The organism is Aromatoleum petrolei (assembly GCF_017894385.1).
Lineage (GTDB): Bacteria > Pseudomonadota > Gammaproteobacteria > Burkholderiales > Rhodocyclaceae > Aromatoleum > Aromatoleum petrolei.
This window is the reverse complement of record NZ_CP059560.1, coordinates 3,688,866-3,710,424: the sequence shown is the minus strand read 5'-3', so window position 1 is coordinate 3,710,424 and position 21,559 is coordinate 3,688,866. Positions and strand designations below refer to the sequence as shown.

At 68.5% G+C, this 21,559-nt stretch carries 18 protein-coding genes; 10 read left to right on the top strand and 8 right to left on the bottom strand.

Annotation, left to right across the window (positions count from 1 at the left end; translation table 11 throughout):
- Positions 1–73 precede the first annotated feature (73 nt).
- The 4 genes from rsmA to ToN1_RS16825 form a co-directional block, all read right to left on the bottom strand.
- Positions 74–859, bottom strand: coding sequence for a 16S rRNA (adenine(1518)-N(6)/adenine(1519)-N(6))-dimethyltransferase RsmA (rsmA, locus tag ToN1_RS16840; protein WP_169204468.1), 786 nt, complete (start codon positions 857–859; stop codon positions 74–76).
- A gap of 167 nt (positions 860–1,026) precedes the next feature.
- The gene (gene pdxA, locus ToN1_RS16835; protein WP_244860808.1) at positions 1,027–2,013 is read right to left on the bottom strand and encodes a 4-hydroxythreonine-4-phosphate dehydrogenase PdxA; all 987 of its coding nucleotides are present in this window, start codon (positions 2,011–2,013) and stop codon (positions 1,027–1,029) included.
- Positions 2,014–2,019: 6 nt separating this feature from the next.
- A complete protein-coding gene (locus ToN1_RS16830) occupies positions 2,020–3,339 on the bottom strand; it encodes a peptidylprolyl isomerase (protein ID WP_169204467.1) in 1,320 nt (439 codons plus the stop codon).
- 29 nt (positions 3,340–3,368) lie between these two features.
- On the bottom strand, positions 3,369–5,798 hold the full coding sequence (locus ToN1_RS16825) for an LPS-assembly protein LptD (RefSeq protein WP_210147842.1): 2,430 nt from the start codon (positions 5,796–5,798) through the stop codon (positions 3,369–3,371).
- Positions 5,799–5,912: 114 nt separating this feature from the next.
- Here ToN1_RS16825 and ToN1_RS16820 point away from each other — a divergent pair, with 114 nt between their 5' ends.
- The 10 genes from ToN1_RS16820 (at position 5,913) to hemF (ending at position 17,217) form a co-directional block, all read left to right on the top strand.
- The gene (locus ToN1_RS16820; RefSeq protein WP_169204466.1) at positions 5,913–6,917 is read left to right on the top strand and encodes an aminoglycoside phosphotransferase family protein; all 1,005 of its coding nucleotides are present in this window, start codon (positions 5,913–5,915) and stop codon (positions 6,915–6,917) included.
- A gap of 8 nt (positions 6,918–6,925) precedes the next feature.
- Complete coding sequence (murU, locus tag ToN1_RS16815; protein WP_169204503.1) at positions 6,926–7,606, top strand: N-acetylmuramate alpha-1-phosphate uridylyltransferase MurU; 681 nt, start codon at positions 6,926–6,928, stop codon at positions 7,604–7,606.
- Positions 7,607–7,658: 52 nt separating this feature from the next.
- Positions 7,659–9,023: an aminopeptidase P N-terminal domain-containing protein gene (locus ToN1_RS16810; protein WP_169204465.1), complete on the top strand. Its 1,365-nt coding sequence runs from the start codon at positions 7,659–7,661 to the stop codon at positions 9,021–9,023.
- Positions 9,010–10,167 carry an FAD-dependent monooxygenase gene (locus tag ToN1_RS16805; RefSeq protein WP_169204464.1) on the top strand — a complete coding sequence of 386 codons (1,158 nt, stop codon included), beginning with the start codon at positions 9,010–9,012 and terminating at the stop codon, positions 10,165–10,167. The genes ToN1_RS16810 and ToN1_RS16805 overlap by 14 nt, the downstream gene beginning before the upstream one ends.
- Before the next feature lie 79 nt (positions 10,168–10,246).
- Positions 10,247–11,968, top strand: coding sequence for a diguanylate cyclase (locus tag ToN1_RS16800; protein WP_169204463.1), 1,722 nt, complete (start codon positions 10,247–10,249; stop codon positions 11,966–11,968).
- Positions 11,969–12,058: 90 nt separating this feature from the next.
- A complete protein-coding gene (dusB, locus tag ToN1_RS16795) occupies positions 12,059–13,081 on the top strand; it encodes a tRNA dihydrouridine synthase DusB (protein WP_169204462.1) in 1,023 nt (340 codons plus the stop codon).
- The gene (locus ToN1_RS16790) at positions 13,078–13,314 is read left to right on the top strand and encodes a helix-turn-helix domain-containing protein (RefSeq protein WP_169204461.1); all 237 of its coding nucleotides are present in this window, start codon (positions 13,078–13,080) and stop codon (positions 13,312–13,314) included. The genes dusB and ToN1_RS16790 overlap by 4 nt, the downstream gene beginning before the upstream one ends.
- A gap of 72 nt (positions 13,315–13,386) precedes the next feature.
- Positions 13,387–14,976, top strand: coding sequence for a bifunctional phosphoribosylaminoimidazolecarboxamide formyltransferase/IMP cyclohydrolase (gene purH, locus ToN1_RS16785; protein ID WP_169204460.1), 1,590 nt, complete (start codon positions 13,387–13,389; stop codon positions 14,974–14,976).
- A gap of 20 nt (positions 14,977–14,996) precedes the next feature.
- On the top strand, positions 14,997–16,274 hold the full coding sequence (gene purD, locus ToN1_RS16780; protein ID WP_169204459.1) for a phosphoribosylamine--glycine ligase: 1,278 nt from the start codon (positions 14,997–14,999) through the stop codon (positions 16,272–16,274).
- Positions 16,275–16,287: 13 nt separating this feature from the next.
- Positions 16,288–17,217, top strand: a complete 930-nt coding sequence (hemF, locus tag ToN1_RS16775; RefSeq protein WP_169204458.1) for an oxygen-dependent coproporphyrinogen oxidase — start codon at positions 16,288–16,290, stop codon at positions 17,215–17,217.
- A gap of 64 nt (positions 17,218–17,281) precedes the next feature.
- On the opposite strand, the gene ToN1_RS16770 is transcribed toward hemF, so the two are convergent.
- The 4 genes from ToN1_RS16770 to hemC are packed head-to-tail and all read right to left on the bottom strand — an operon-like array spanning position 17,282 to position 21,456.
- A complete protein-coding gene (locus ToN1_RS16770) occupies positions 17,282–18,457 on the bottom strand; it encodes a heme biosynthesis HemY N-terminal domain-containing protein (RefSeq protein WP_169204457.1) in 1,176 nt (391 codons plus the stop codon).
- Between the two features lie 10 nt (positions 18,458–18,467).
- Positions 18,468–19,691, bottom strand: coding sequence for a uroporphyrinogen-III C-methyltransferase (locus tag ToN1_RS16765; protein WP_169204456.1), 1,224 nt, complete (start codon positions 19,689–19,691; stop codon positions 18,468–18,470).
- The gene (locus tag ToN1_RS16760) at positions 19,688–20,485 is read right to left on the bottom strand and encodes a uroporphyrinogen-III synthase (protein ID WP_169204455.1); all 798 of its coding nucleotides are present in this window, start codon (positions 20,483–20,485) and stop codon (positions 19,688–19,690) included. Before ToN1_RS16760 ends, ToN1_RS16765 begins: the two co-directional genes overlap by 4 nt.
- A 23-nt stretch (positions 20,486–20,508) precedes the next feature.
- Positions 20,509–21,456, bottom strand: coding sequence for a hydroxymethylbilane synthase (gene hemC, locus ToN1_RS16755; RefSeq protein WP_210147841.1), 948 nt, complete (start codon positions 21,454–21,456; stop codon positions 20,509–20,511).
- Positions 21,457–21,559 lie beyond the last annotated feature (103 nt).

The following is a 21,559-nucleotide window of genomic DNA, read 5'->3' as shown; positions in this document are numbered from 1 at the left end:
CGTCCTTCGCGACCTCACAAAAAAGCCGGGGCGACCCGGCTTTTCTTCGTTTACGGTCCCCGTTTCGCCCGAGCTACGCCGGAGCGCCCTTGCGCGCGACGTGGTTCGCGATATTGACGTAGTCCGTCACGCTCAACCGCTCGCCCCGCAGGCCCGGATCCACTCCCAAGGCCGCGAAATCCTGCTCGTCGACGATGTCGCGCAGCGTGTTGCGCAGCGTCTTGCGCCGCTGGCCGAAGGCCGCTGCGACGATGCGGCCGAGCAGCTCCTCGTCCAGCGCGCCGAGCTGGTCGGGTGGCAAGGGCACCATGCGCACGATGCTGGACGTCACTTTCGGCGCCGGCCGGAACGCCCCCGGCGGCACGTCGAACAGGCGCGCCATGCGGAAACGGTACTGCAGCATCACCGACAGCCGCCCGTACTCCTCGGTGCCCGGCTCGGCCACCATGCGCATCACGACCTCCTTCTGCAGCATGAAGGTCATGTCCGAAACGCTGTCGGCGAAGGACGCGAGGTGGAACAACAGCGGCGTCGAGATGTTGTACGGCAGGTTGCCCACCACGCGCAGCGGCGCCCCCAGGCTGCCGAAATCGAACTTCAGCGCGTCGCCCTCGTGGATCGTCAGGCGCTCGGGCGTGTAGCGTTCCTTCAGCCGCGCGATCAGGTCGCGGTCGATCTCGACCACGTGCATGTGACCGAGGCGCTCGACCAGAGGATCGGTCATCGCCGCAAGGCCCGGCCCGATCTCGACGATCGTGTCGCCCACGGCGGGGCGGATCGCATCGACGATCTTGCGGATGATGTTGGGATCGGACAGGAAGTTCTGCCCGAAACGCTTGCGGGCGTGATGCTCGGTCATTCGATATCTCTACAGGTTGTCGGCAACGCCGAAGCGGCGGCGCTGCGGTGATGCGGCCCGCGCGATGGCGGTTTTCGGGCCGAGGCGTCGGCCACGCGCCACCGAGGACCGGAAGCCGCCGTCGCGCGGGCGGGGCGACCGGCACTCAGGTTCAAGGAATTCGGCTTTCAGGCGCGAGCGCCCGCCATGGCAATCGCCAGTTCGACCGCCGCGAACAGGCTGCCCGGATCGGCCTTTCCCGTTCCGGCGAGGTCCAGCGCGGTGCCGTGATCCACCGAAGTCCGGATGATCGGCAGGCCCAGCGTCACGTTCACCCCGCCACCGAAGCTCGCGTGCTTCAGCACCGGCAGCCCCTGGTCGTGGTACATCGCCAGCACCGCGTCGCCCTGCCCCAGCGTGTGCGGCACGAACAGCGTATCGGCCGGCAGCGGGCCGGCGAGCTGCATGCCCTCGCCGCGCAGCTTTTCCAGCACTGGCGTGATCACCTCGATCTCCTCGCGCCCCATGTGGCCGCCCTCGCCCGCGTGCGGATTCAGGCCGGCGACGAGGATGCGCGGCGCGGCAAGGCCGAAATGCCGCACCAGGTCGCCGTGCAGGATGCGCAGCGTCGCCTCCAGCAGCTCGCGCGTGATGGCCGCCGGCACGGCCGCCAGCGGCAGGTGCGTCGTCGCCAGCGCGACGCGCATGCCGCCGCCGACCAGCATCATCACCACCAGCGGCGTGCCGGTGTGCTCGGCGAGATATTCGGTGTGCCCGCTGAAAGCCACGCCGGCGTCATTGATGACGCCCTTGTGCACCGGCGCCGTCACCATCCCGGCGAACTCGCCGCTGCGGCAGCCCGCGAGCGCGCGGTCGAGCAAGGCGAGCACATAGGGGGCATTCGCCGCGTCGAGCACACCGGCGCGCGCCGGGACGGCCAGCGGAACGTGCAGCACCTCGAGTGCGTCTTCTGGCGCCGCATCGCGTGCGGGATCGAAAGGCAGGACCGCAGCGCGACCACCGGCACGCTCGCGGATCAGCGTAATGTCGCCGAGGACGACGGTACGCACCGGCCAGTGGCGACCGGCCAGGTGCGCGCACAGCTCGGGGCCGACCCCGGCCGGCTCCCCGCTCGTGACGGCGAGAACTGGCAAGCGCGTGGGCAGCCCCGGCACGCCGGCTTACTCCTTGTCCAGTCGGTACTCGACGTAGGTGCGGTCGCGCAGCTGGCGCAGCCATTCCTCGTAGGCCTCTTCGGCCTTGCGCTCGCGCAACGCGTTGCGCGCAGCGGCGCGCTTGCGCTCGTCCGTGACGTCCTGCATGCGGCGTTCCTCGACCATGATCAGGTGCCAGCCGAAGGGCGACTTGATCGGCGGGCTGACTTCACCCGGCTTCAGCGCATCCATGGCACGCTCGAACTCGGGCACCGTATCGCCCGGATTGACCCAGCCGAGGTCGCCACCCTTCGCAGCCGACAGGTCGGCCGAATTCGCCTTCGCCAGCTCCGCAAAGTTCCCGCCGTTGATGACGCGCTCGCGCAGGCCGTTGAGGCGGCTCTCGGCGTCGGCATCATTCACGATCTCGGAGGTGCGGATCAGGATGTGGCGCGCGCGCGTCTGCTGCATCTGCTGCACACCCGCAGCCTCGCCGCCGCGACGCTCGACGAGCTTGACGATGTGGAAGCCCGCCTGGCTGCGAATGACCTTCGACACTTCGCCCGGTTTCATCTGGCGCACCGCCTCCGCGAACACCACCGGCAGGCGGTCGCGTCCACGCCAGCCCAGATCACCGCCGCTCAGGCCGTCCGGTGCGTCCGAATACGAAGCTGCGAGGCGACCGAAGTCCTCGCCCGCGCGCAGGCGCTCGACGACGTTCTCGGCACGCGCGAGGCGCTCGGACTGCTGCTGCATCGTCGCACTTTCGGGTACGCGCACGAGAATGTGGGCGACGTGGAACTCCTCGCCCGACAGCGCATCGGCGTTGTTCGCGAGAAAATTCTCGATCTCCGCGTCGGTGACGACGATGCGGCTGTCGACCTCGCGCTCGCGCAGGCGGGTGAGCAGGATCTCGGAGCGGATCTGGTCGCGGAAGCGGTTCCAGGTGATGCCGTCCTTCTCCAGCGCGAGGCGCAGGTCGGTCATGCTCATGCGGTTGTTGTCGGCGATGCGGCCAATCGCCCGCTCCAGCATCGCGTCGTCGACCTTGAGCGAAGTCTCCGCCGCCAACTGGTGCTGCGCGCGCTCGAGAACCAGACGCTCGAGCACCTGACGCTCGAAGGCGTCGGCCGGTGGCAGCGCCGTGCCCTGGCGTGCGAGCTGGCGCTGCGCCTGCTGCACGCGCTCGCGCAGCTCCAGCGTGGTGATGACCTCGTTATTTACGACGGCAATGATGCGGTCGACCGCGACCGGGCGCGCGGAGGCGGCGTGCGCGGGCAGCAGCGCGGGGGCGCCGGCGAGGCCGAGTACCAGGGCGATGCACAGGCGCGAGGGAATTCGGATCATGTTCTGTCGTGGAGTGGATGTTGAGGCGCTCATTCGGCGCCGAAAACGCGATCGGAAACGGGATCGTTGATCTTCCCATAACCGGCGACGCTGCGTTTGAGCAGACTGACCGGGCTGGTGCCCACGCTCGCGAGGTCGTTGAGCTCGAGCTGCACGAACACCGCCTGGGTCACGTCATTGGGGTCGGTCGCGAAGCGGTGCAGCGCGGTGCGCACGACCCAGCAACCGCCATCGTACTCGATGCCCGCGATCGCCTCGGTGATGCGGTCTTCCGTCAGCGAACGCGTCACGCGCCCGACTCCGTACCATCCGCCACCCAGCGGCCACTGGCCGGACAAGGCGAGATCCTGGATCTTGTCGCTCTCGTCGGCAAGCCGGCCACGCGAATAGCGGTAGGAGAGGTTCAGCGCCTTGGCGAAGTCCGGCTGGTAGCGCACGCCGGCGTTGAAGCGTTCGGTCCAGTTGTCGCGCGGATTGTACTGGATGTTCGAATCGAGCCAGGTCTTCGACATGACGTAGCCGCTGAAGAGCCCAAGGACATCGGCGCGGCGGCCGGTGCGCGGCTCCTCGCCGGGCAGCGTCACGCGCTGGTCGTCAAAGTAGAAGCGCTGGCCGACGGTCGCGCGCAGGCGTTCGCCGCCGGTTTCCGGATCGATCAGGCGCGTAGTCACCGCCGCCGTCACCTGGTTGGCATCGGCGATGCGGTCGCCCCCCGAATACTGGTTCTCCGAGAAGATCTGCGCGAGGCCGAAGTCGTAGCGCGAGGAGTCGAACACCGGGATGTCGGTCTGGTCGCGGAAAGGCGTCTTGACGTAGAACACGCGCGGCTCGAGCGTCTGCAGGAAGTCCCGGCCGAGCAGGCTCGTGTCGCGCTCGAAGAACAGTCCGCTGTCGACCGAGAAGATCGGCACCGAGCGCGTGATCGATTGGCTGTTGCCGGTGAGGTCGCGATCGAGGTCGTACTGCGTGTAATGCACGCCGACCTTGGGCGTGACGTAATAGCCGGCGCGCTCGAACGGCAGCGAGACTTGCGGATAGAGCGTGAAGCGGCTGCCTTCCGGCATGTTCGTTTCGGGGTGGTCGAACTGCACGTATTCGCCGCGGAACGCGAAGGCCGAGCCGCCGATCAATTCGCCGCGATTGGCATTCAGCAGCAGCTGCGGCAGCTTGCGGTAGGGCTCGCCGCCCGACAGCGTCTGGTAGCTCTGCACCAGCGCGGAGGCATTCCACCACTCGCTGCCGGCATAGGTCAGCGTGCCCTTGCGCACGAGGTTCGCGCGCGACGCGACCGACACGCGCGAGCTCAGGTCCTCGAAATACTCCTTGTCGGTGACGCCGTTCCAGTCGATCGCCGCGAACAGGCTGGGCGTGATGACCTGCGTATGCTGGAAGGATCCCAGCGCCCGCTCCTCGCCGGTCACGTTGTCGCGCGGCAGGTATTCGACGCGCGCCTCGCCGGCCTGCGTCGGCGTCAGGTAGCGGAACTCGGTCGCCAGCTGCACGCCGCGGCGCCCCATGACGCGCGGCGCAATCGTCGCGTCGTAGTTCGGCGCGATGTTCCAGTAGTACGGCACCGAGATGTCGAGGCCGACCTTGTTCGACATGCCGAAGGTCGGCGCAAGGAAACCCGACTGGCGCTGACCGACGAGCGGGAACTCCGCCCACGGCCACCACAGCATCGGCACGTCCTGGAACACCAGGGTCGCGCCCTTCGCGGTGCCGAGCTCGCGGTCGTAGTCGAGGTGCAGGTCGCTCGCCTTCAGGTACCAGTCCGGGTCGCTCGCCTCGCAGGTCGACCACGTCGCGTTCTTCAGGCGGTACTGGTTCTCGCCCTCGAAGTACAGCACGTCGGCCGAACCGCCCCCGGCGACCTCGCGCGGCGTCTCACCCGGCTGCACCGGCGCGGTCGACTGACGCTTGATGCGATAGGTCGGCTCGTCGAACGAACCCAGGCGCTCCTCCAGCTTCAGCCGCGCCTCCGGCCCGCTCATGCTGTCCTCGCCACGCCTGAGCCGCACATTGCCTTCTGCATGCGCCTCGTCGTCGAGCTCGCGATACGTCAGTTTGTCCGCCGAAAGCAGCAGGTCGTCGCGCTGCAACTCGGCATCGCCTTCCGCCAGGAGCTCGACTGAACGCGTGCCGCGGATACGTCGCGCACGTACCTCGGTCGCGCCCGGCGGCAAGGCACTGGTCGCCTGAGCGGGCTTCGTCCCGGTTGCGGCCGCAGCCGGCGTCGCCGCGGCGGGCGCGGGAGCAGGCGTCTTCGCCGCAGGACGCCCCCCGGCGGGCGCGGACTCCGTCGGCGCAACCGCGGGCGCAGGTTTCGCCGGCGTGCGGGCGCTGCCGCCGCCCATCAGGTCCGGCGAGACGACCAGCGGCGGCAGTCCGGCTGCCAGCGCCGGGCCAGAGAAACAGCACAGCAGCAGCGGGATCGCCCGCAACTGCGTTCTCAATCGCATTTCGCGCAAAGCGCTTTCCCCAATCCTGGTTTCATCGCCGGCGGCCCGTGCCCGGCACGACCGCGGCCTTTTGATAAACTCGCGGATTTTACACGAAGCGTCGCGGAGAACCCGGTGCACAGACTTGCCCAACTGAACGACTGGCTGACCACGCAACTGTCCGGAGGGGCCTTCGAGCTGACGGCCGCATCGGCGGATGCCAGTTTCCGCCGCTATTTCCGCGTGAACTTCGCCGACGGCAGCCCCAGCCTGGTGGTCATGGACGCCCCGCCCGAGCGCGAGGACTGCCGCCCCTGGCTGAAGGTCGAGGAGCTGTTCCGCGCCGCCGGCGCACACGTGCCGGAAGTGCTCGCGCAGGATCTCGATCAGGGCTTCCTGCTGCTCTCCGACCTCGGCAGCACGACCTACCTCGCTGCGCTGAACAAGGACAATGCCCCCCACCTCTACGCCGACGCCCTCGGCTCGCTGATTGCGATCCAGCGCGCGAGCCGGCCCGGCGTGCTGCCGGAGTACTCGCGCGAGCTGCTGCTGCGCGAGCTGATGCTCTTCCCCGAGTGGTACATCGAGCGCCACAAGGGCGTCACCCTCGACGACCGCCAGCGCGTCACGCTGATGGACAGCTTCGACCGCATCCTCGAAGTGAACCTGGCCGAACCGCAAGTGTTCGTGCACCGCGACTACCATTCGCGCAACCTGATGTACCTGCCCGACCAGGCCAACCCGGGCATCATCGACTTCCAGGATGCCGTGTACGGCCCGCTCACCTACGACCTCGCCTCGCTGTTCAAGGACGCCTACATCCACTGGGAAGAGGATTTCACCCTCGACATGCTCGCCCGCTACTGGGAAGCGGCGCGCAAGCTTGGCCTGCCGGTGCGCGCGGACTTCTCCGACTTCCACCGCGACTACGAATGGATGGGCGTTCAGCGCCACATCAAGGTGCTGGGCATCTTCGCGCGCCTCTACCATCGCGACGGCAAGGACGGCTACCTCGCCGACATGCCGCTGGTGATGGACTACCTGCGCCGCGCCTGCAAGCGCTACCGCGACCTCGGGCCACTGCTGAAGCTGCTCGACCGCCTCGATCCCGAACCGGTCGAAGTCGGCTACACCTTCTGATGCGTGCAATGATCCTCGCCGCCGGACGCGGCGAACGCATGCGTCCGCTGACGGACGCGTGCCCGAAACCGCTGCTGCGGGCGGGCGGCAAGCCCCTGATCGTGTGGCACATCGAACGCCTGCGCGACGCCGGTTTCACCGACATCGCGATCAACCACGCTCACCTCGGCGCGATGATCGAGGCCGCGCTGGGCGACGGCCGCAGCTTCGGCGTGCGCCTGCACTATTCGGCCGAGGCCGAGGCGCTGGAGACTGCCGGCGGCATCCGCCAGGCCCTGCCGCTGCTGGGCAACGCGCCCTTCCTCGTCGTCAATGGCGACGTGTTCTGCGACGCCGACCTCGCGACGCTGCGCGAGCGCGGCACCACGCTCTCGGCCGAGGGCGACCTCGCCCACCTGCTGATGGTGCCTAACCCGGAACACCACCCCGGCGGGGATTTCCGTCTCGCGGACGGGCGACTGCATCGCGACGGCGAACCGCGACTCACCTTCTCCGGCATCGGCGTGTACCACCCGAACCTGTTCGCCGGCATCGCCCCCGGCACACGCGCCGCGCTGGGACCGCTGCTGCGCGAAGCGATGGACGCCGGGTGCGTCGGCGGCACGGCGCACGCCGGCTACTGGCTCGACGTCGGCACCCCGGCGCGGCTCGCCGAGCTCGACGCCCGGCTGCGACAACCCGGCGCCTGAACGCCCCCCGGCGGGTCGGGTCGAATCCGACACCACATGCCATAATCTGCCGATGAATATGCCCCTCGCCCCGAAGCTCGCCCCCCTCGCGCTCGACATCGCCCCTTTCCGCGCCCGCCGCGAGCGCCTGCTCGCCCGCATGAACGCCCAGGGCGGCGGTATCGCGGTGTTGCCGACCGCCCCGGAACGCGCACGCAACCGCGACACGCATTACCCGTTCCGTTACGACAGCTATTTCCACTACCTGACCGGCTTCGGCGAACCGGAGGCGGTGGTCGTGCTGGTTGGCGGCGACACGCCGAAATCGATCCTGTTCTGCCGCGAGAAGAACGAGGAGCGCGAAATCTGGGACGGCTACCGCCACGGCCCCGACGCAGCACGCGAGCATTTCGGCTTCGACGAGGCCTGGACCGTCGGCGAACTCGACCAGCGTCTGCCCGACCTCATGTCCGGCCAGCCCGCGCTGTGGTGCAGCCTCGGCCACGAGGCCGACTGGGACGCCCGCGTACTGCGCGCACTCAACACCGTGCGCGCGAATGCCCGCGCCGGCGCGATCCCGCCCCACGCAATCCGCGACGTGCGCGCCGAACTCGACGAGATGCGCATCATCAAGGATGCCGCCGAAATCGCGATCATGCGCCGCGCCGGCGACATTTCCGGCGAAGCGCACCGCCGCGCGATGGCCGCGACCCGCCCCGGCCGCTTCGAGTACGAGATCGAAGCCGAACTGCTCCATGCCTTCCGCCGCGCCGGCAGCCAGGCCCCCGCCTACCCGTCCATCGTCGCCAGCGGCGCCAACGCCTGCGTGCTGCACTACATCGAGAACGACCGCCAGATGGCCGACGGCGACCTGCTGCTGATCGACGCCGGCTGCGAGCTCGACGGCTACGCCTCCGACATCACCCGCAGCTTCCCCGTGAACGGCCGCTTCAGCGGCCCGCAACGCGACATCTACGAACTCGTGCTCGCCGCCCAGACGGCCGCGAAGGCGGTCATCCGTCCCGGCGCACACTGGAACATGCCGCACGACGCCGCCGTCGAGGTGCTCGCGCAGGGCATGCTGGATCTCAAGCTCCTTTCCGGCAGCCTCGCCGAAGTCCTCGAACAGGGCCACTACCGCCGCTTCTACATGCACCGCACCGGCCACTGGCTCGGTCGCGACGTGCACGACGCGGGCGAATACAAACTCGATGGCGACTGGCGGCTGCTGGCACCGGGCATGGTGCTGACGGTGGAGCCGGGCTGCTACATCCGGCCCGCCGAAGGCGTGCCGGAAGCCTTCTGGAACATCGGCGTGCGCATCGAGGACGACGCCCTGGTCACCGAGGACGGCTGCGAATACATCACCGAAGCGGCACCCCGCACGGTTGCCGACATCGAGGACCTCATGCGCGAGGCCGCCGATGGTGCAGCATGACCTGCTGATCGTCGGCGCCGGCCCGGTCGGCCTTTCGCTCGCCCTCGCGCTCAAGGACAGCGGCCTCGCGATCGCGCTGGCTGATGCACGCCCACGCGATGCTGTCGCCGCGGACCCGCGCGCGCTCGCGCTCGCCCACGGCACACGCCTCACGCTCGAACGCCTGGGCGTGTGGCATGACCTGCCGGCGACGCCCATCCGCCACATCCACATATCGCAGCAGGGCGGCTTAGGCCGCACCCGCCTCGAAGCGGACGAGTACGGCCTGCCCGCGCTCGGCTACGTCGTCCGGGCAGGCGCTCTCGCCGACGTCCTGCGCGAAGCCTTGGAACGCACCGGCATCACGGTCATGGACGAGACCGAAGTCGCCGGACTTGCAACCGGCTCAGACGCAGTTACGGCCAGCCTCGCAGGCAGCGGCAGCACCCTCCACGGCGCCGCCGCCAACGCCCGCCTCGTCGCCTGCGCCGAAGGCGGGCTGCAGGCCGGCACGCCCGACATCGTCGAACGCGACTACGGCCAGCACGCGATCATCGCCGATGTGGGCATCGCGGGTGGCCACGACGAAACCGCCTTCGAGCGCTTCACCAGCGAGGGTCCGATCGCGTTGCTACCCCACGGCCACCAATACGCACTGGTGCATGTCGCCTCGCCCCGGCGCGCCACCGAACTCCTGGCTCTGTCCGACGCCGCCTACCTCGAGCACCTCCAGCACCGCTTCGGCAGCCGTGTGCACCTTGCACACGTCGCCGGGCGGCAACGCTACCCGCTGGTGCTGCGCTACCGCCGCGACCCCGTCGGCCAGCGCACCGTCTGGTTGGGCAATGCTGCCCAGACCCTGCACCCCGTCGCGGGCCAGGGCTTCAACCTCGCGCTGCGCGATGTGTGGGCGCTCGCCAGCACCCTCCTCGATTTCCGCGGCGACCCCGGCCTGGCCGGCACGCTCGCGGCGTGGCGCGACGCCCGGCGCCTGGACCGCTTCGGCGCGATCAACTTCACCGACAGCCTCGTACGCATCTTCAGCAACGACTTCGCCCCCCTGCACCACGCGCGCGGCGCGGCCCTGTTCGCCCTCGACATGCTGCCGCCGCTGCGTCACTTCATCGCCCGCCGCATGATGTTCGGCGCCCGCGCCTGGCCGTAATTCCTGCGATGCCGGCCTCGCCGGCACGCCATCGTTATATGATTGCGTCCGAACAATCCCGGACCTGACGTTTGATCACATGAACAACAACATGCGGATTCGCTACAAGATCACCCTTGCGGTCGGCATTGCAGTCACGGTGGTCCTCGTGGCGATGGCGCTCTTCTACACGCACTTCCAGGAACAGACGGTCCTGAGCCAGAACGAGCGCACGATGGAAAAGCTCACCGAAAGCGTGGCCCAGGGCCTGCAGGCGGTGATGCTGGCAGGCTCAGCGGACATCGCCGAGTCCTATGCCGACCGCCTCAAGAAAGTCACCGACATCATCGACTTCCGCATCCTGCGCACCAACGGCGACGAAGCCTTCCGCGACAACAAGACGATCGAAGACGTGAATCGCCGCCGCGGCGAGGAAACCTTCACGCCGCGCGATCACGAACAGCAGATCCCGGTCCTCCCGGCGGACGATCCCAACCTGCTCGCAACGGTGAGAGAAGGCCGCACGCTTGCGGTGTACGAACCCGGCCTCGACGGCCACCGCACCCTCACCTTCCTCGCCCCGATCAAGTACGTCGATGCCTGCAGCAAGTGCCACGGCACGGCCAACAAAGTGCGCGGTGTGATCAAGCTGACGACCTCGCTCGCGGCCGTCGAGCGCGACATCTACGAGGTACGCCAGTACGCCATCGGCGGCCTCGCCCTGGCGCTGATGGCGACCATGCTGCTCACCGGCTACATGCTCGGCCGCACCATCGTCGAACCGCTCGAGAAGGTCACGCATGCGATGAGCCGCGTCTCCGACGGCGACCTCGACCACCAGGTGCCGATCCACAGCCGCGACGAAATCGGCACGATGGCCAACAGCTTCAATCGCATGACCTCCGAGCTCAAGACCACCTACGACGGCTTGCGCCGCGAGCAGGACAAGCTCACGACCATCATCCACGGCGCCGGCGAAGGCATCGTTGTCACCGACAGCACCGGCGAGATCGTGCTCGTGAACCCCGCAGCCGAACGTCTGCTGGAAAAGCCCGCGAGCCAGATCGCCCGGGAAGGTTTCTATGCCCTCCTCGACGACGAGGAGCAGATGCGCCTGTGGCTGTCCGATCCCGAGCAGAACGGCGCGATCACGACCTCCTACAAGGAACGCGTCCTGCAGATCTTCGCCTCCACGATCTTCGGCAACGATCACAATATCGTCGGCTCGGCCGCGCTGCTGCGCGACATCACGGAAGAGAAGCGCCTCGAGGACGAATTGCGCCGCCTGTCCACCACCGACGGCCTCACCGGCCTGTTCAACCGCCGCCACCTGGACGCCACGCTGGACACCGAATACAACCGCGCCCAGCGAACCGGCACCTCGCTCGCGGTGCTGATGTTCGATATCGACCACTTCAAGAAATTCAACGACACTTACGGTCACGATCAGGGCGACCGCGTGCTGCAGTCGGTCGCGAATAACTTCCACGACGCGCTGCGCAAGTACGATCTCGCATGCCGGTACGGCGGCGAGGAGTTCGTCGGCATCCTGCCCAACACCACGCTCGAAGGCGCGTTCTGCGTCGCGGAGCGCCTGCGAGCCGAAATCGAGGCCGCGGAGGTCGACGGCCTCAAGGTCACGATCAGTGTCGGCGTCGCCGCCTTCCCCGAGATTCCCGTCTCCAGCCCGGACGGCCTCGTCGAGGCCGCCGATGCGGCGCTTTACCGCTCGAAGGAAGGCGGGCGCAACCGCAGCACGCGCGCGCTGCCGCCCGAGCCGCACGCACCCGCGGCAACGGGCGCGGATACCACACAGGTGTGACGCAGTCGCTGCCCGGGGCGAGCATTCGGCTGCTCGCCCGGCGCGGCATGGGGTAAAATCCCGACCTTTCCCCCGCAACACGCCCCGCCCATGCAGTACGCCGGCTTCACCCTGCGCAACAATCTTTTCGTCGCCCCGATGGCCGGCGTCACCGACCGTCCCTTCCGCCAGCTGTGCAAGAAGCTCGGCGCGGGCGTCGCCGTGAGCGAGATGGTCACGTCCAATTCGCTGCTCTATGGCAGCGCGAAGACGCTCAGGCGCGCCAACCACGAAGGCGAGGTCGATCCGATCTCGGTGCAGATCGCCGGCGCCGACCCGCAGATGATGGCCGAGGCCGCCCGCCACAACGCGGACAACGGCGCCCAGATCATCGACATCAACATGGGCTGCCCGGCGAAGAAGGTGTGCAACGTGATGGCGGGCTCCGCGCTGATGCAGGACGAGCCCCTCGTCGCGCGCATCCTCGAGGCCGTCGTCGCCGCGGTGCCGAACACCCCGGTCACGCTCAAGTTCCGCACCGGCTGGAACCGCCAGCATCGCAACGCCCCGACCATCGCGCGCATCGCCGAGGAATCCGGCATCCGCGCCATCGCGATCCACGGCCGCACGCGCGCCGACCAGTACATGGGCGAGGCGGAGTACGACACCATCGCGCACGTGAAGACCCTGGTGAAGATCCCGGTCATCGCCAACGGCGACATCACCTCGCCCGAGAAGGCGAAATACGTGCTCGACTACACCGGCGCCGACGGCGTCATGATCGGCCGCGCCGCCCAGGGCCGGCCGTGGATCTTCCGCGAGACCGAACATTACCTCGCGACCGGCGAACTGATGCCGCCGCCGCTCGTCAGCGAGATCCTCCAGGTGTGCCGCGAACACCTCGCCGACCTGTACGCCTTCTACGGCGAAGATACCGGCGTGAAGGTCGCCCGCAAGCACATCTCCTGGTACACGAAGGGCCTGGTCGGGTCGGCCGCCTTCCGTCGCACCATGAACCAGCTCCCCGACGTCCGCTCGCAAATGACGGCCGTCGACGACTTTTTCGGCCAACTGGCCCAGCAGGACGCCCGCCTGCGCTACGAAGAAGACCTCCCGCAGGAACTTGCCGCATGAGCCGCCCCAACGAAATCGCTGCTTCGATCCAGCGCACCCTCGACCAGTATTTCCGTGACCTCGACGGTGAAAAGCCGGCCGCGATCTACGAAATGGTGATCCGTAACGTCGAACGCCCGATGCTCGAATTCGTCCTCCGCCAGGCCAACGGCAACCAGACCGTCGCCGCGGAGATGCTCGGCATCAACCGCAACACCCTGCGACGCAAGCTCACCGAATACGAACTCCTGTAAGCCCGAATGCTGCCGTGCGCCGTAACGGGCGCACGGCTCCCCGCCTTCCGACTCCTTCCTGCGATACGAACGATGAAAGTCTCCCAAGCCCTGATCAGCGTCTCCGACAAGCACGGCGTCCTCGAATTCGCCGAGGCCCTGCATGGCCTCGGCGTGAAGATCCTGTCGACCGGCGGTACCGCCTCGATGCTGCGCGACGCCGGCCTGCCGGTCACCGACGTGTCCGAGCACACCGGCTTCCCCGAAATGCTGGACGGTCGCGTCAAGACGCTGCATCCGAAGGTGCACGGCGGCATCCTCGCGCGCCGCGACCTGCCCGAACACATGGAGACCATCGCCGCGCACGGTATCTCGCGCATCGACCTCGTGGTCGTGAACCTCTACCCCTTCGCGCAGACCGTCGCCAAGCCCGACTGCACGCTCGAGGACGCGATCGAGAACATCGACATCGGCGGCCCGACCATGGTGCGCGCCGCGGCGAAGAACCACGGCGACGAGAAGGGCGGCGTGGGCATCGTCACCGATCCCGAAGACTACGGCTGCATCATCGACGAACTGAAAGCGAACGGTGGCGAGCTGAGCTACAAGACCCGTTTCGCCCTCGCGGTCAAGGCCTTCACCCACACCGCCCGCTACGACAGCGCGATCTCCAACCACCTCACCGCGCTCACCTTCGGCGAAAAGGGTGAAGTCGCGAAGCAGGCCTACCCCGAGCGCTACCAGGTCGCCTTCGACAAGGTGCAGGACCTGCGCTACGGCGAAAACCCGCACCAGTCCGCCGCCTTCTATCGCGAGCCGAACACCCCCGAAGGTTCGATCGCATCCTACAAGCAGCTGCAGGGCAAGGAACTGTCGTACAACAACATCGCCGACGCCGACGCGGCATGGGAATGCGTCAAGGCCTTCGAGGCGACGACCCCGGCCTGCGTCATCGTCAAGCACGCCAACCCCTGCGGCGTCGCGATCGCCGAATCCCCCGTTGCCGCCTACCGCAAGGCCTTCTCGACCGACCCGACCTCGGCCTTCGGCGGCATCATTGCGTTCAACTGCGAAGTCGACCGCGCCGCGGCCGAAGCCGTCTCGGCGCAGTTCCTCGAACTGCTGATCGCCCCTTCCTACACGGCGGATGCGCTCGCGCTGCTCGCCGCGAAGCAGAACGTGCGTGTGCTCACCTGCCCGCTCGGCAAGCCGGCAGGCGCGCTGGACTACAAGCGCGTCGGCGGGGGCCTTTTGGTGCAGAGCGCCGACGAGGCCCGCATTGCGGTTGCCGACCTCAAGGTCGTCACCAAGCGCGCGCCGACCGAACAGGAACTGGGCGATCTCCTCTTCGCCTGGCGCGTCGCCAAGTACGTCAAGTCGAACGCCATCGTCTACTGCCGCGACGGCATGACCGTCGGCGTCGGCGCCGGCCAGATGAGCCGCGTCGACTCCGCCCGCATCGCCGCTATCAAGGCCGAGAACGCCGGCCTCACGGTCAAGGGCACGGTGGTCGCCTCGGATGCCTTCTTCCCGTTCCGCGACGGCCTCGACGTTCTCGCCCAGGCCGGCGCCACCGCCGTCATCCAGCCGGGCGGCTCAATGCGCGACGCCGAAGTGATCGCCGCCGCCGACGAGCAGGGCGTTGCGATGGTGTTCACCGGCTTCCGCCACTTCCGCCACTGATCCGGAGCGCAGCAAACAGCATGAAAGTCCTCGTCATCGGCTCCGGCGGCCGCGAACACGCGCTGGCCTGGAAACTTGCGCAGTCGCCCAAGGTCACGCGCGTCCTGGTTGCGCCCGGCAACCCGGGCACGGCCCGCGAGCCGCTGCTCGAGAACGTCGCCGTCACCGCGATTCCCGAGCTTGTCGAACTCGCAAAGAGTGAGCAGGTGCAGTTCACCGTCGTCGGCCCCGAAGCGCCGCTCGCGGCCGGCGTCGTCGACGCCTTCCGTGCCGCCGGCCTGCCGATCTTCGGACCGACCAAGGCCGCCGCACAGCTCGAGAGCTCCAAGGACTTCGCCAAGCGTTTCCTCATCCGACACAACATTCCGACTGCGAAGTATCAGACCTTCTCGGACGCTGCGGCTGCGCACGACTACGTCGCGGAGCAAGGTGCGCCCATCGTGATCAAGGCCGACGGACTCGCCGCCGGCAAGGGCGTCGTCGTCGCGATGAGCGCCGACGAGGCGCACGCCGCGATCGACATGATGCTCACCGACAACCGCATGGGCGATGCCGGCGCACGCGTCGTGATCGAGGAGTTCATGTCCGGGGAGGAGGCGAGCTTCATCGTCATGGCCGACGGCAAGCACGCGCTCGCGCTCGCCACCAGCCAGGACCACAAGCGCCTCAAGGACGGCGACGAAGGCCCCAACACCGGCGGCATGGGCGCCTACTCGCCCGCGCCGGTCGTCACCCCCGAGGTGCATGCGCGCGTGATGCGCGAGATCATCATCCCCACGCTCGCCGGCATGGCGGCGGACGGCCAGCCCTACACCGGTTTCCTCTACGCCGGCCTGATGATCGACGATGCGGGCCAGCCGCGCGTCGTGGAGTTCAACTGCCGCATGGGCGATCCGGAAACGCAGCCGATCATGATGCGGCTGAAGACCGATTTCTCCGACCTCATAGAAGCGGCGATCGGCGGCCGGCTCGACCAGATCGAAGCCGAATGGGACCGCCGCGTCGCACTCGGTGTCGTACTCGCAGCCGCGGGCTATCCCGAGTCGCCACGCAAGGGCGACGCCATTGGCGGCCTGCCGACCACCGAGGTCGAGGACGTGCACGTCTTCCACGCAGGCACTGCCGAGCAGGACGGCAAGGTCGTGACGGCCGGCGGGCGCGTCCTGTGCGTCACCGCACTGGGCGACAACGTGCGCAGCGCGCAGAAGCGCGCGTACGAGATCGCCGACGCGATCGTATTCGAAGGCCGCCAGTTCCGCCGCGACATCGGCCACCGCGCGGTCGCGCGCAAGCCCTGAGGACGCTGCCAGGATGAGCGCGCCCGACCGTTCAGCCGTCAAGGATTACCTCCTCGGCCTGCAGCAGCGTATCGTCGCGGCGCTGGAAGCCTTCGACGGTGACGCGTTCCGCACCGACGCCTGGGACCGGCCGGGCGGCGGCGGGGGCATCACCCGCGTGATCGAGGAAGGCCGTTTCTTCGAGCGCGGCGGCGTGAACTTCTCGCACGTGATGGGCGCCGGCATGCCGGCCTCCGCAACGGCGCACCGCCCCGAGCTCGCCGGCCGCTCCTTCGAGGCGATGGGTGTGTCGCTCGTGCTGCACCCGCGCAGTCCCTACTGCCCCACCGCGCACATGAACGTGCGCTTCTTCATCGCGCTGCCGCCAGCGAACGAGCCCGAGGCAGCACCGATCTGGTGGTTCGGCGGCGGGATGGACCTGACGCCCTACTATCCGTTCGAAGAGGACGTCCGCCACTTCCACCGTACCTGCAAGGCTGCGGTGCTGCCCTTCGGCGGCGAAGCGGAGTATCGCCGACTGAAGGAATGGTGCGACAGCTACTTTTTCCTGAAACACCGCAACGAACCGCGCGGCGTCGGCGGCCTGTTCTTCGACGACCTCGGTGCCGACGGCAAGATCAATTTCGATGCCGGCTTCGGGCTCGTGAAGAGCGTCGGCAACGCCTTCGTGCCGGCCTACCTGCCCCTCCTCGAGCGCAGAAAGGATGTGGCCTACGGCGAGCGCGAACGTGACTTCCAGGCCTACCGTCGCGGCCGCTACGTCGAGTTCAATCTCGTGTTCGACCGCGGCACGCTGTTCGGTCTGCAGTCGGGCGGGCGCACCGAATCCATCCTGATGTCGCTTCCGCCCATCGTGAAGTGGCGCTACGACTGGCACCCCGAGGCAGGCAGTGCGGAAGCGAAACTCTACGACGAGTTCCTCAAGCCCCGCGACTGGTGCTGAGAGTTCCGGCGACTGCCGGCAGGGACGAACGACGGCCGCTCCGCCCGGGGCGGCCGTTTCGTTTTCAGGCCGCGGAACGCTGCGCCGCAGCGCGGTAGTGTGCCTGTGCCTCGTCCGCGCGCTCCAGGCGCTCGAGCAGGCCTGCCAGCGCCAGATGTGTCTCGACCGACGGCGCGAGGTTGAGCGAGGCCTCCAGGTAGCTCTGCGCCTTGCCCCATAGCTGCGCGTTCAGGCACAGACGCCCGAGCGCGAACAGCAGGCCCGCATCCTTGGGATACATGCGCAGCCATTTCTCCCCACGGGCGAGGCAATCGACCGCGTCGCCTTCGCAGCAGTAGCCGTACAGGCGCGCGAGGCCGCTATCCCATTCCGCGTCGAGCAGCCGCTCCAGCGTGCGGCGCGCCAGTGCTCCCTGACCCGCCTCGGCGAGATAAGGCACGGCACGCTCGACCAGGCGACGGTCGTTCAATTCGTCCGCCGGGATTTCGCGCCAGTACGCCGCCAGCCCGTCCGCGTCGCCCGCCAGTTCGCGCAAGCGCTCGAGATGCGCGCGCCGCAACACGGAACGCACCTGGTCTTCCGACAAGGCCTTGTGCTTGTGCAACTGGCGCGCGGTGCGCAGGACCTCTTCCCAACGCGCCAGCGCCGAAGCGACGCGCAAGGACAGGCGCAGCGCGGCAATATGGCGATGCCCCGCGAGGCGCAGATTCTCCAAGCGCTCGGCAGCCTCCTCGAAGCGCCGCCCCTCCACCGCCAGTTCAGCCTCGGTCATCAGGCGAGCGACGCGCGACTCGTCCTCCTGTTCGGCCGATTTCCCCAGCCAGATGCGATAACGCGTGTCGTCGCGCATCGCATGCGCGGCTCGCGCCGCAACGAGGGCCGCCATCGAGCGGTTGTCGCTGTCCCCGAACGCCGCCGCGGCGAACTTCACCGATTGTGCGAACCGTCCCTCGAACAATGCCCGCAGCGCGTCGCGCAGGGCGCGACCGGCCTTTTCCTTGCGACGTCGCTCGCGATACTGGACGACCCGCCCGGGCAGCGCCATCGTGCGGCGAACGATCCGCAGCACCGCGTAGGCACTGACGAACGCGACAATCAAGCCGACGATGAGCAGGTTGAGCGAGAGCTGGATTCGCCACGGCGGAACGACGACCAGCACGTAGCCGTCGTTCACGCTCGCCAGCATTGCAACGCCGGCCGCGAGCGCGAAGATTCCGATGAGCCAGATCAATGCACGCATGATCGGCTCCTCAGCGCGCGGCGCCGGCAGGCTGGCGCGCAGCGTTCCCCTTCGCCGGCTCCTCGGCGGGCGGCGCGGCCGGCGGCACAACGACGGCCGGAGCATTCCGGCTCGCCTCGCCCGCGCGCGCCTGCAGGAGCCGCAGCGCGGCGATGCTCTCCACCGGCGCGGGCTGCTCCACCTTGACCGGCATCGCCCCGAGGACCGCCAGCTCGGACAGCGTCTCCTGCACCTTTGCATCGCGCTTGTCGAAGTAACGTTCGATCCAGCCCTGCGCCTGCACCAGGTCCGCCGAGAAGGTGCGCCCGTCACGCGCCAGCAGCGCGAGGCGGGCAGTCAGCAGCCGGATCTTCAGATTCTCGCGCAGGTAGGTGCTCTGGGCGGGAGCGAGCAGCACGGGCTCGGGTTGGTCGAGCCGCTCGATACGCACCAGCGCAAGGATCTCGTGCCACACCTCGTGTGCCACGCCCTTGATGAAATCCATCGGTGAGGGCTCGGCCGCGGCGGGCGCAGCGGCCGTGTCGGCATCGACGGAGGGCTGCACGGCGAGCTCGCCAGCGAACGCCAAGGGCAGGCGATCGACCCGCTCGAGCAGGGCCTGGAGCCGCAGCGCGATGCCCGGGACATCCACCTGTGGCGCCGCCTTCAGCGCTTCGATATCGCGCGCCAGTGCGCGCCGCAACGGCAGCAACTGACCGGCGTCATGCGCGGCAACACGCGCCTCGGCACCCTGCAAGGCGACCAGCGCAGCCTCGGCATTGCCGGCGAGCTGGAGCTGCTGCGCCGCCATCCCGACGGCGTATTCGGCCTCGGCGATGACGCGATCCTCGCGGGTGCGCGAAAACTGCTGATAGAGCGTCTCGAGCGCTGCGGCCTGGCCTTCCGTGGCCGCCACCTGCGCCTCAAGGGCGCCGAGCTTGCCCTGCAGCGCGGCGATGGCCTCTTGCTGCTGCCGGGCAAGCGCGCGGTATTCGGTTGCGGCCGAGTCACCGGCAGCGAGGCGCTGGGCGACCTCCTCGCGCACGACGGTAACGCTGCCGCGCATGTCGTGCACGTACCAGCCGAGCACTCCGGTGGCGACGAGCGCAACCACGGAGATCGCAGCGGCCAGGCCGCCTCGGACGCTGCCACCTGCGGCCGTGGAGGCTGACGGCCGCGCGGCCGATTCACGATTCGGAGCGGGAGCGGCTTCGGTCGAGCCGGACTGGGTAAGTGCGGGTTGTTCTTGGTTCATGGCTTGAGTGTAACCGAGGCGTGCCGAAAATGAGATTCGAGGGCACCGAGCAGCCCCTCGTCGCCCGGCGGCGTCTCGAGGACGAGTTCGAAGCCCGCCGCACGTGCGTGCGCGACGATGCGGGGATGCGGCGCGAAGACGGCGACCGCACGCAACAGCGGCCAACCCTCGTCGCCAACCATGGCGCGCATGTTGCCGACGCCTTCGCTGCTGGTGAGCGTGATCGCATCGAGGCGCCCGTCGGCCGCCAGACGCAGCAAGGGTGCGGAGTCCATGCGGGGGCAGTAGCGCCGGTAACAGGTGACATACTCGACTGTCGCGCCGCGCTCGCGCAGGGTCTCGCCGAGCAGGTCGCGCCCGCCGTCGCCGCGGAAGATCACGACGCGCCGTCCCGCCACCGCGTCGGCGCGAAACTCCGGCAAGGCCAGCACGGACTCGCTGTCGAAGCCGCTCTGCGGCGCGATGACCTCGCTGAACCCATGGTTCGCCAACGCCCGCTCGCTGCCCTTGCCGACGGTGGCGACACGCAGGCCGGGTGGCCAGGCACGGCGCGCCAGGACGGGCCCGAGGGCGTGGCTCACGGCGTTCGGACTGACGAAGAAGGCGACATCGAAGTCATCGAGCCGCGCAATGACCTCATCGAGGGCGCGGCCGTCCTCCGGCTCGCCGATCGCGAGCACGGGGAAACGCAGCGCGATGCCGCCGCGCGCTTCGATCGCCGCGCACAGGCCGTCCGCCTGCTCGGATGGCCGGGTCACCACGATATGGCGCCCGGACAGCGTTCCCGCGGTCATGATCACCACCGTCGCGGCCGGCCTCAGCCGATCTGGGCGAGGATGTCCTCGGCTCCCTGCTCACGCAGATCGGCCGCCAGCGCAAGACCCAGCGTCTCGCAGTCCGCCGGATTGCCCTCGAGCTCGGCGCGCACGATGCGGCTGCCGTCGGGCAGCGCGACAAAGCCGCGGAGCCACAGCTTGCCGGCGCGGATTTCAGCATACGCCCCCAGCGGCACCTCGCAGCTGCCGGCGAGCGCGCGCGACACGGCGCGCTCCGCGCGCACGCATGCGGAGGTGTCGGCGTCGTTGAGCGGCGCAAGCCAGGCGGCGACATCCTTGCGGCTGGCGAGGCATTCGATGCCCAGCGCGCCCTGCCCGGCGGCCGGCAGCGACACTGTGGACGGCAGCTCGCAGCGGATGCGATCGGCCAGGCCCAGACGCTTGAGGCCGGCCGCGGCGAGGATGATCGCATCGTACTGACCCTCGTCGAGCTTGCGCAGGCGGGTGTCGAGATTGCCGCGCAGGCTGGTCACGGCAAGCATGGGATACATCGCGTGCAGCTGCGATTCGCGCCGCAGCGAGGACGTGCCGACGACCGCCCCCGGCGGGAGCTCGTCGAGGCTCGCGTAGCGCGGCGACACGAAGGCGTCGAGGGGAACCTCGCGCTCCGAAATGCAGGGCAGCGCGAAGGGCTCGGCGAGCTGCATCGGCACATCCTTCATCGAATGCACGGCGATGTCCGCGCGACCTTCGAGCAACGCCGCCTCGAGTTCCTTCACGAACAAGCCCTTTCCGCCGACCTTTGCCAGCGGGCGATCGAGGATCTGGTCGCCGCGGGTCGTCATGCCCAGCAGCTCGACCCGGCAACCGGGGTACAGCGCCTCGAGGCGGGCCTTCACGTGCTCGGCCTGCCACAGTGCGAGCCGGCTTTCGCGGGTGGCGATTACGATGCGTTCGGGCGGGTTGAATTCGGCGGAAATTGCGCTCACGGTAAACGGACTCGTCGGCAGATGATTTAGGATCCTGACGGGCGCAGCACATACCGCACCGCAACATCAGGGTTCGCGCCAATGGCGCCGTAGCAAATCGGCA

Bases quoted from the DNA above. Each gene is read 5' to 3' on its own strand.
- rsmA (WP_169204468.1), bottom strand. From the start codon at position 859: ATGACCGAGCATCACGCCCGCAAGCGTTTCGGGCAGAACTTCCTGTCC.
- ToN1_RS16830 (WP_169204467.1), bottom strand. From the start codon at position 3,339: ATGATCCGAATTCCCTCGCGCCTGTGCATCGCCCTGGTACTCGGCCTC.
- ToN1_RS16825 (WP_210147842.1), bottom strand. From the start codon at position 5,798: ATGCGATTGAGAACGCAGTTGCGGGCGATCCCGCTGCTGCTGTGCTGT.
- murU (WP_169204503.1), top strand. From the start codon at position 6,926: ATGATCCTCGCCGCCGGACGCGGCGAACGCATGCGTCCGCTGACGGAC.
- ToN1_RS16810 (WP_169204465.1), top strand. From the start codon at position 7,659: ATGAATATGCCCCTCGCCCCGAAGCTCGCCCCCCTCGCGCTCGACATC.
- ToN1_RS16805 (WP_169204464.1), top strand. From the start codon at position 9,010: ATGGTGCAGCATGACCTGCTGATCGTCGGCGCCGGCCCGGTCGGCCTT.
- ToN1_RS16800 (WP_169204463.1), top strand. From the start codon at position 10,247: ATGAACAACAACATGCGGATTCGCTACAAGATCACCCTTGCGGTCGGC.
- dusB (WP_169204462.1), top strand. From the start codon at position 12,059: ATGCAGTACGCCGGCTTCACCCTGCGCAACAATCTTTTCGTCGCCCCG.
- ToN1_RS16790 (WP_169204461.1), top strand. From the start codon at position 13,078: ATGAGCCGCCCCAACGAAATCGCTGCTTCGATCCAGCGCACCCTCGAC.
- purH (WP_169204460.1), top strand. From the start codon at position 13,387: ATGAAAGTCTCCCAAGCCCTGATCAGCGTCTCCGACAAGCACGGCGTC.
- purD (WP_169204459.1), top strand. From the start codon at position 14,997: ATGAAAGTCCTCGTCATCGGCTCCGGCGGCCGCGAACACGCGCTGGCC.
- hemF (WP_169204458.1), top strand. From the start codon at position 16,288: ATGAGCGCGCCCGACCGTTCAGCCGTCAAGGATTACCTCCTCGGCCTG.
- ToN1_RS16770 (WP_169204457.1), bottom strand. From the start codon at position 18,457: ATGCGTGCATTGATCTGGCTCATCGGAATCTTCGCGCTCGCGGCCGGC.
- ToN1_RS16765 (WP_169204456.1), bottom strand. From the start codon at position 19,691: ATGAACCAAGAACAACCCGCACTTACCCAGTCCGGCTCGACCGAAGCC.
- ToN1_RS16760 (WP_169204455.1), bottom strand. From the start codon at position 20,485: ATGACCGCGGGAACGCTGTCCGGGCGCCATATCGTGGTGACCCGGCCA.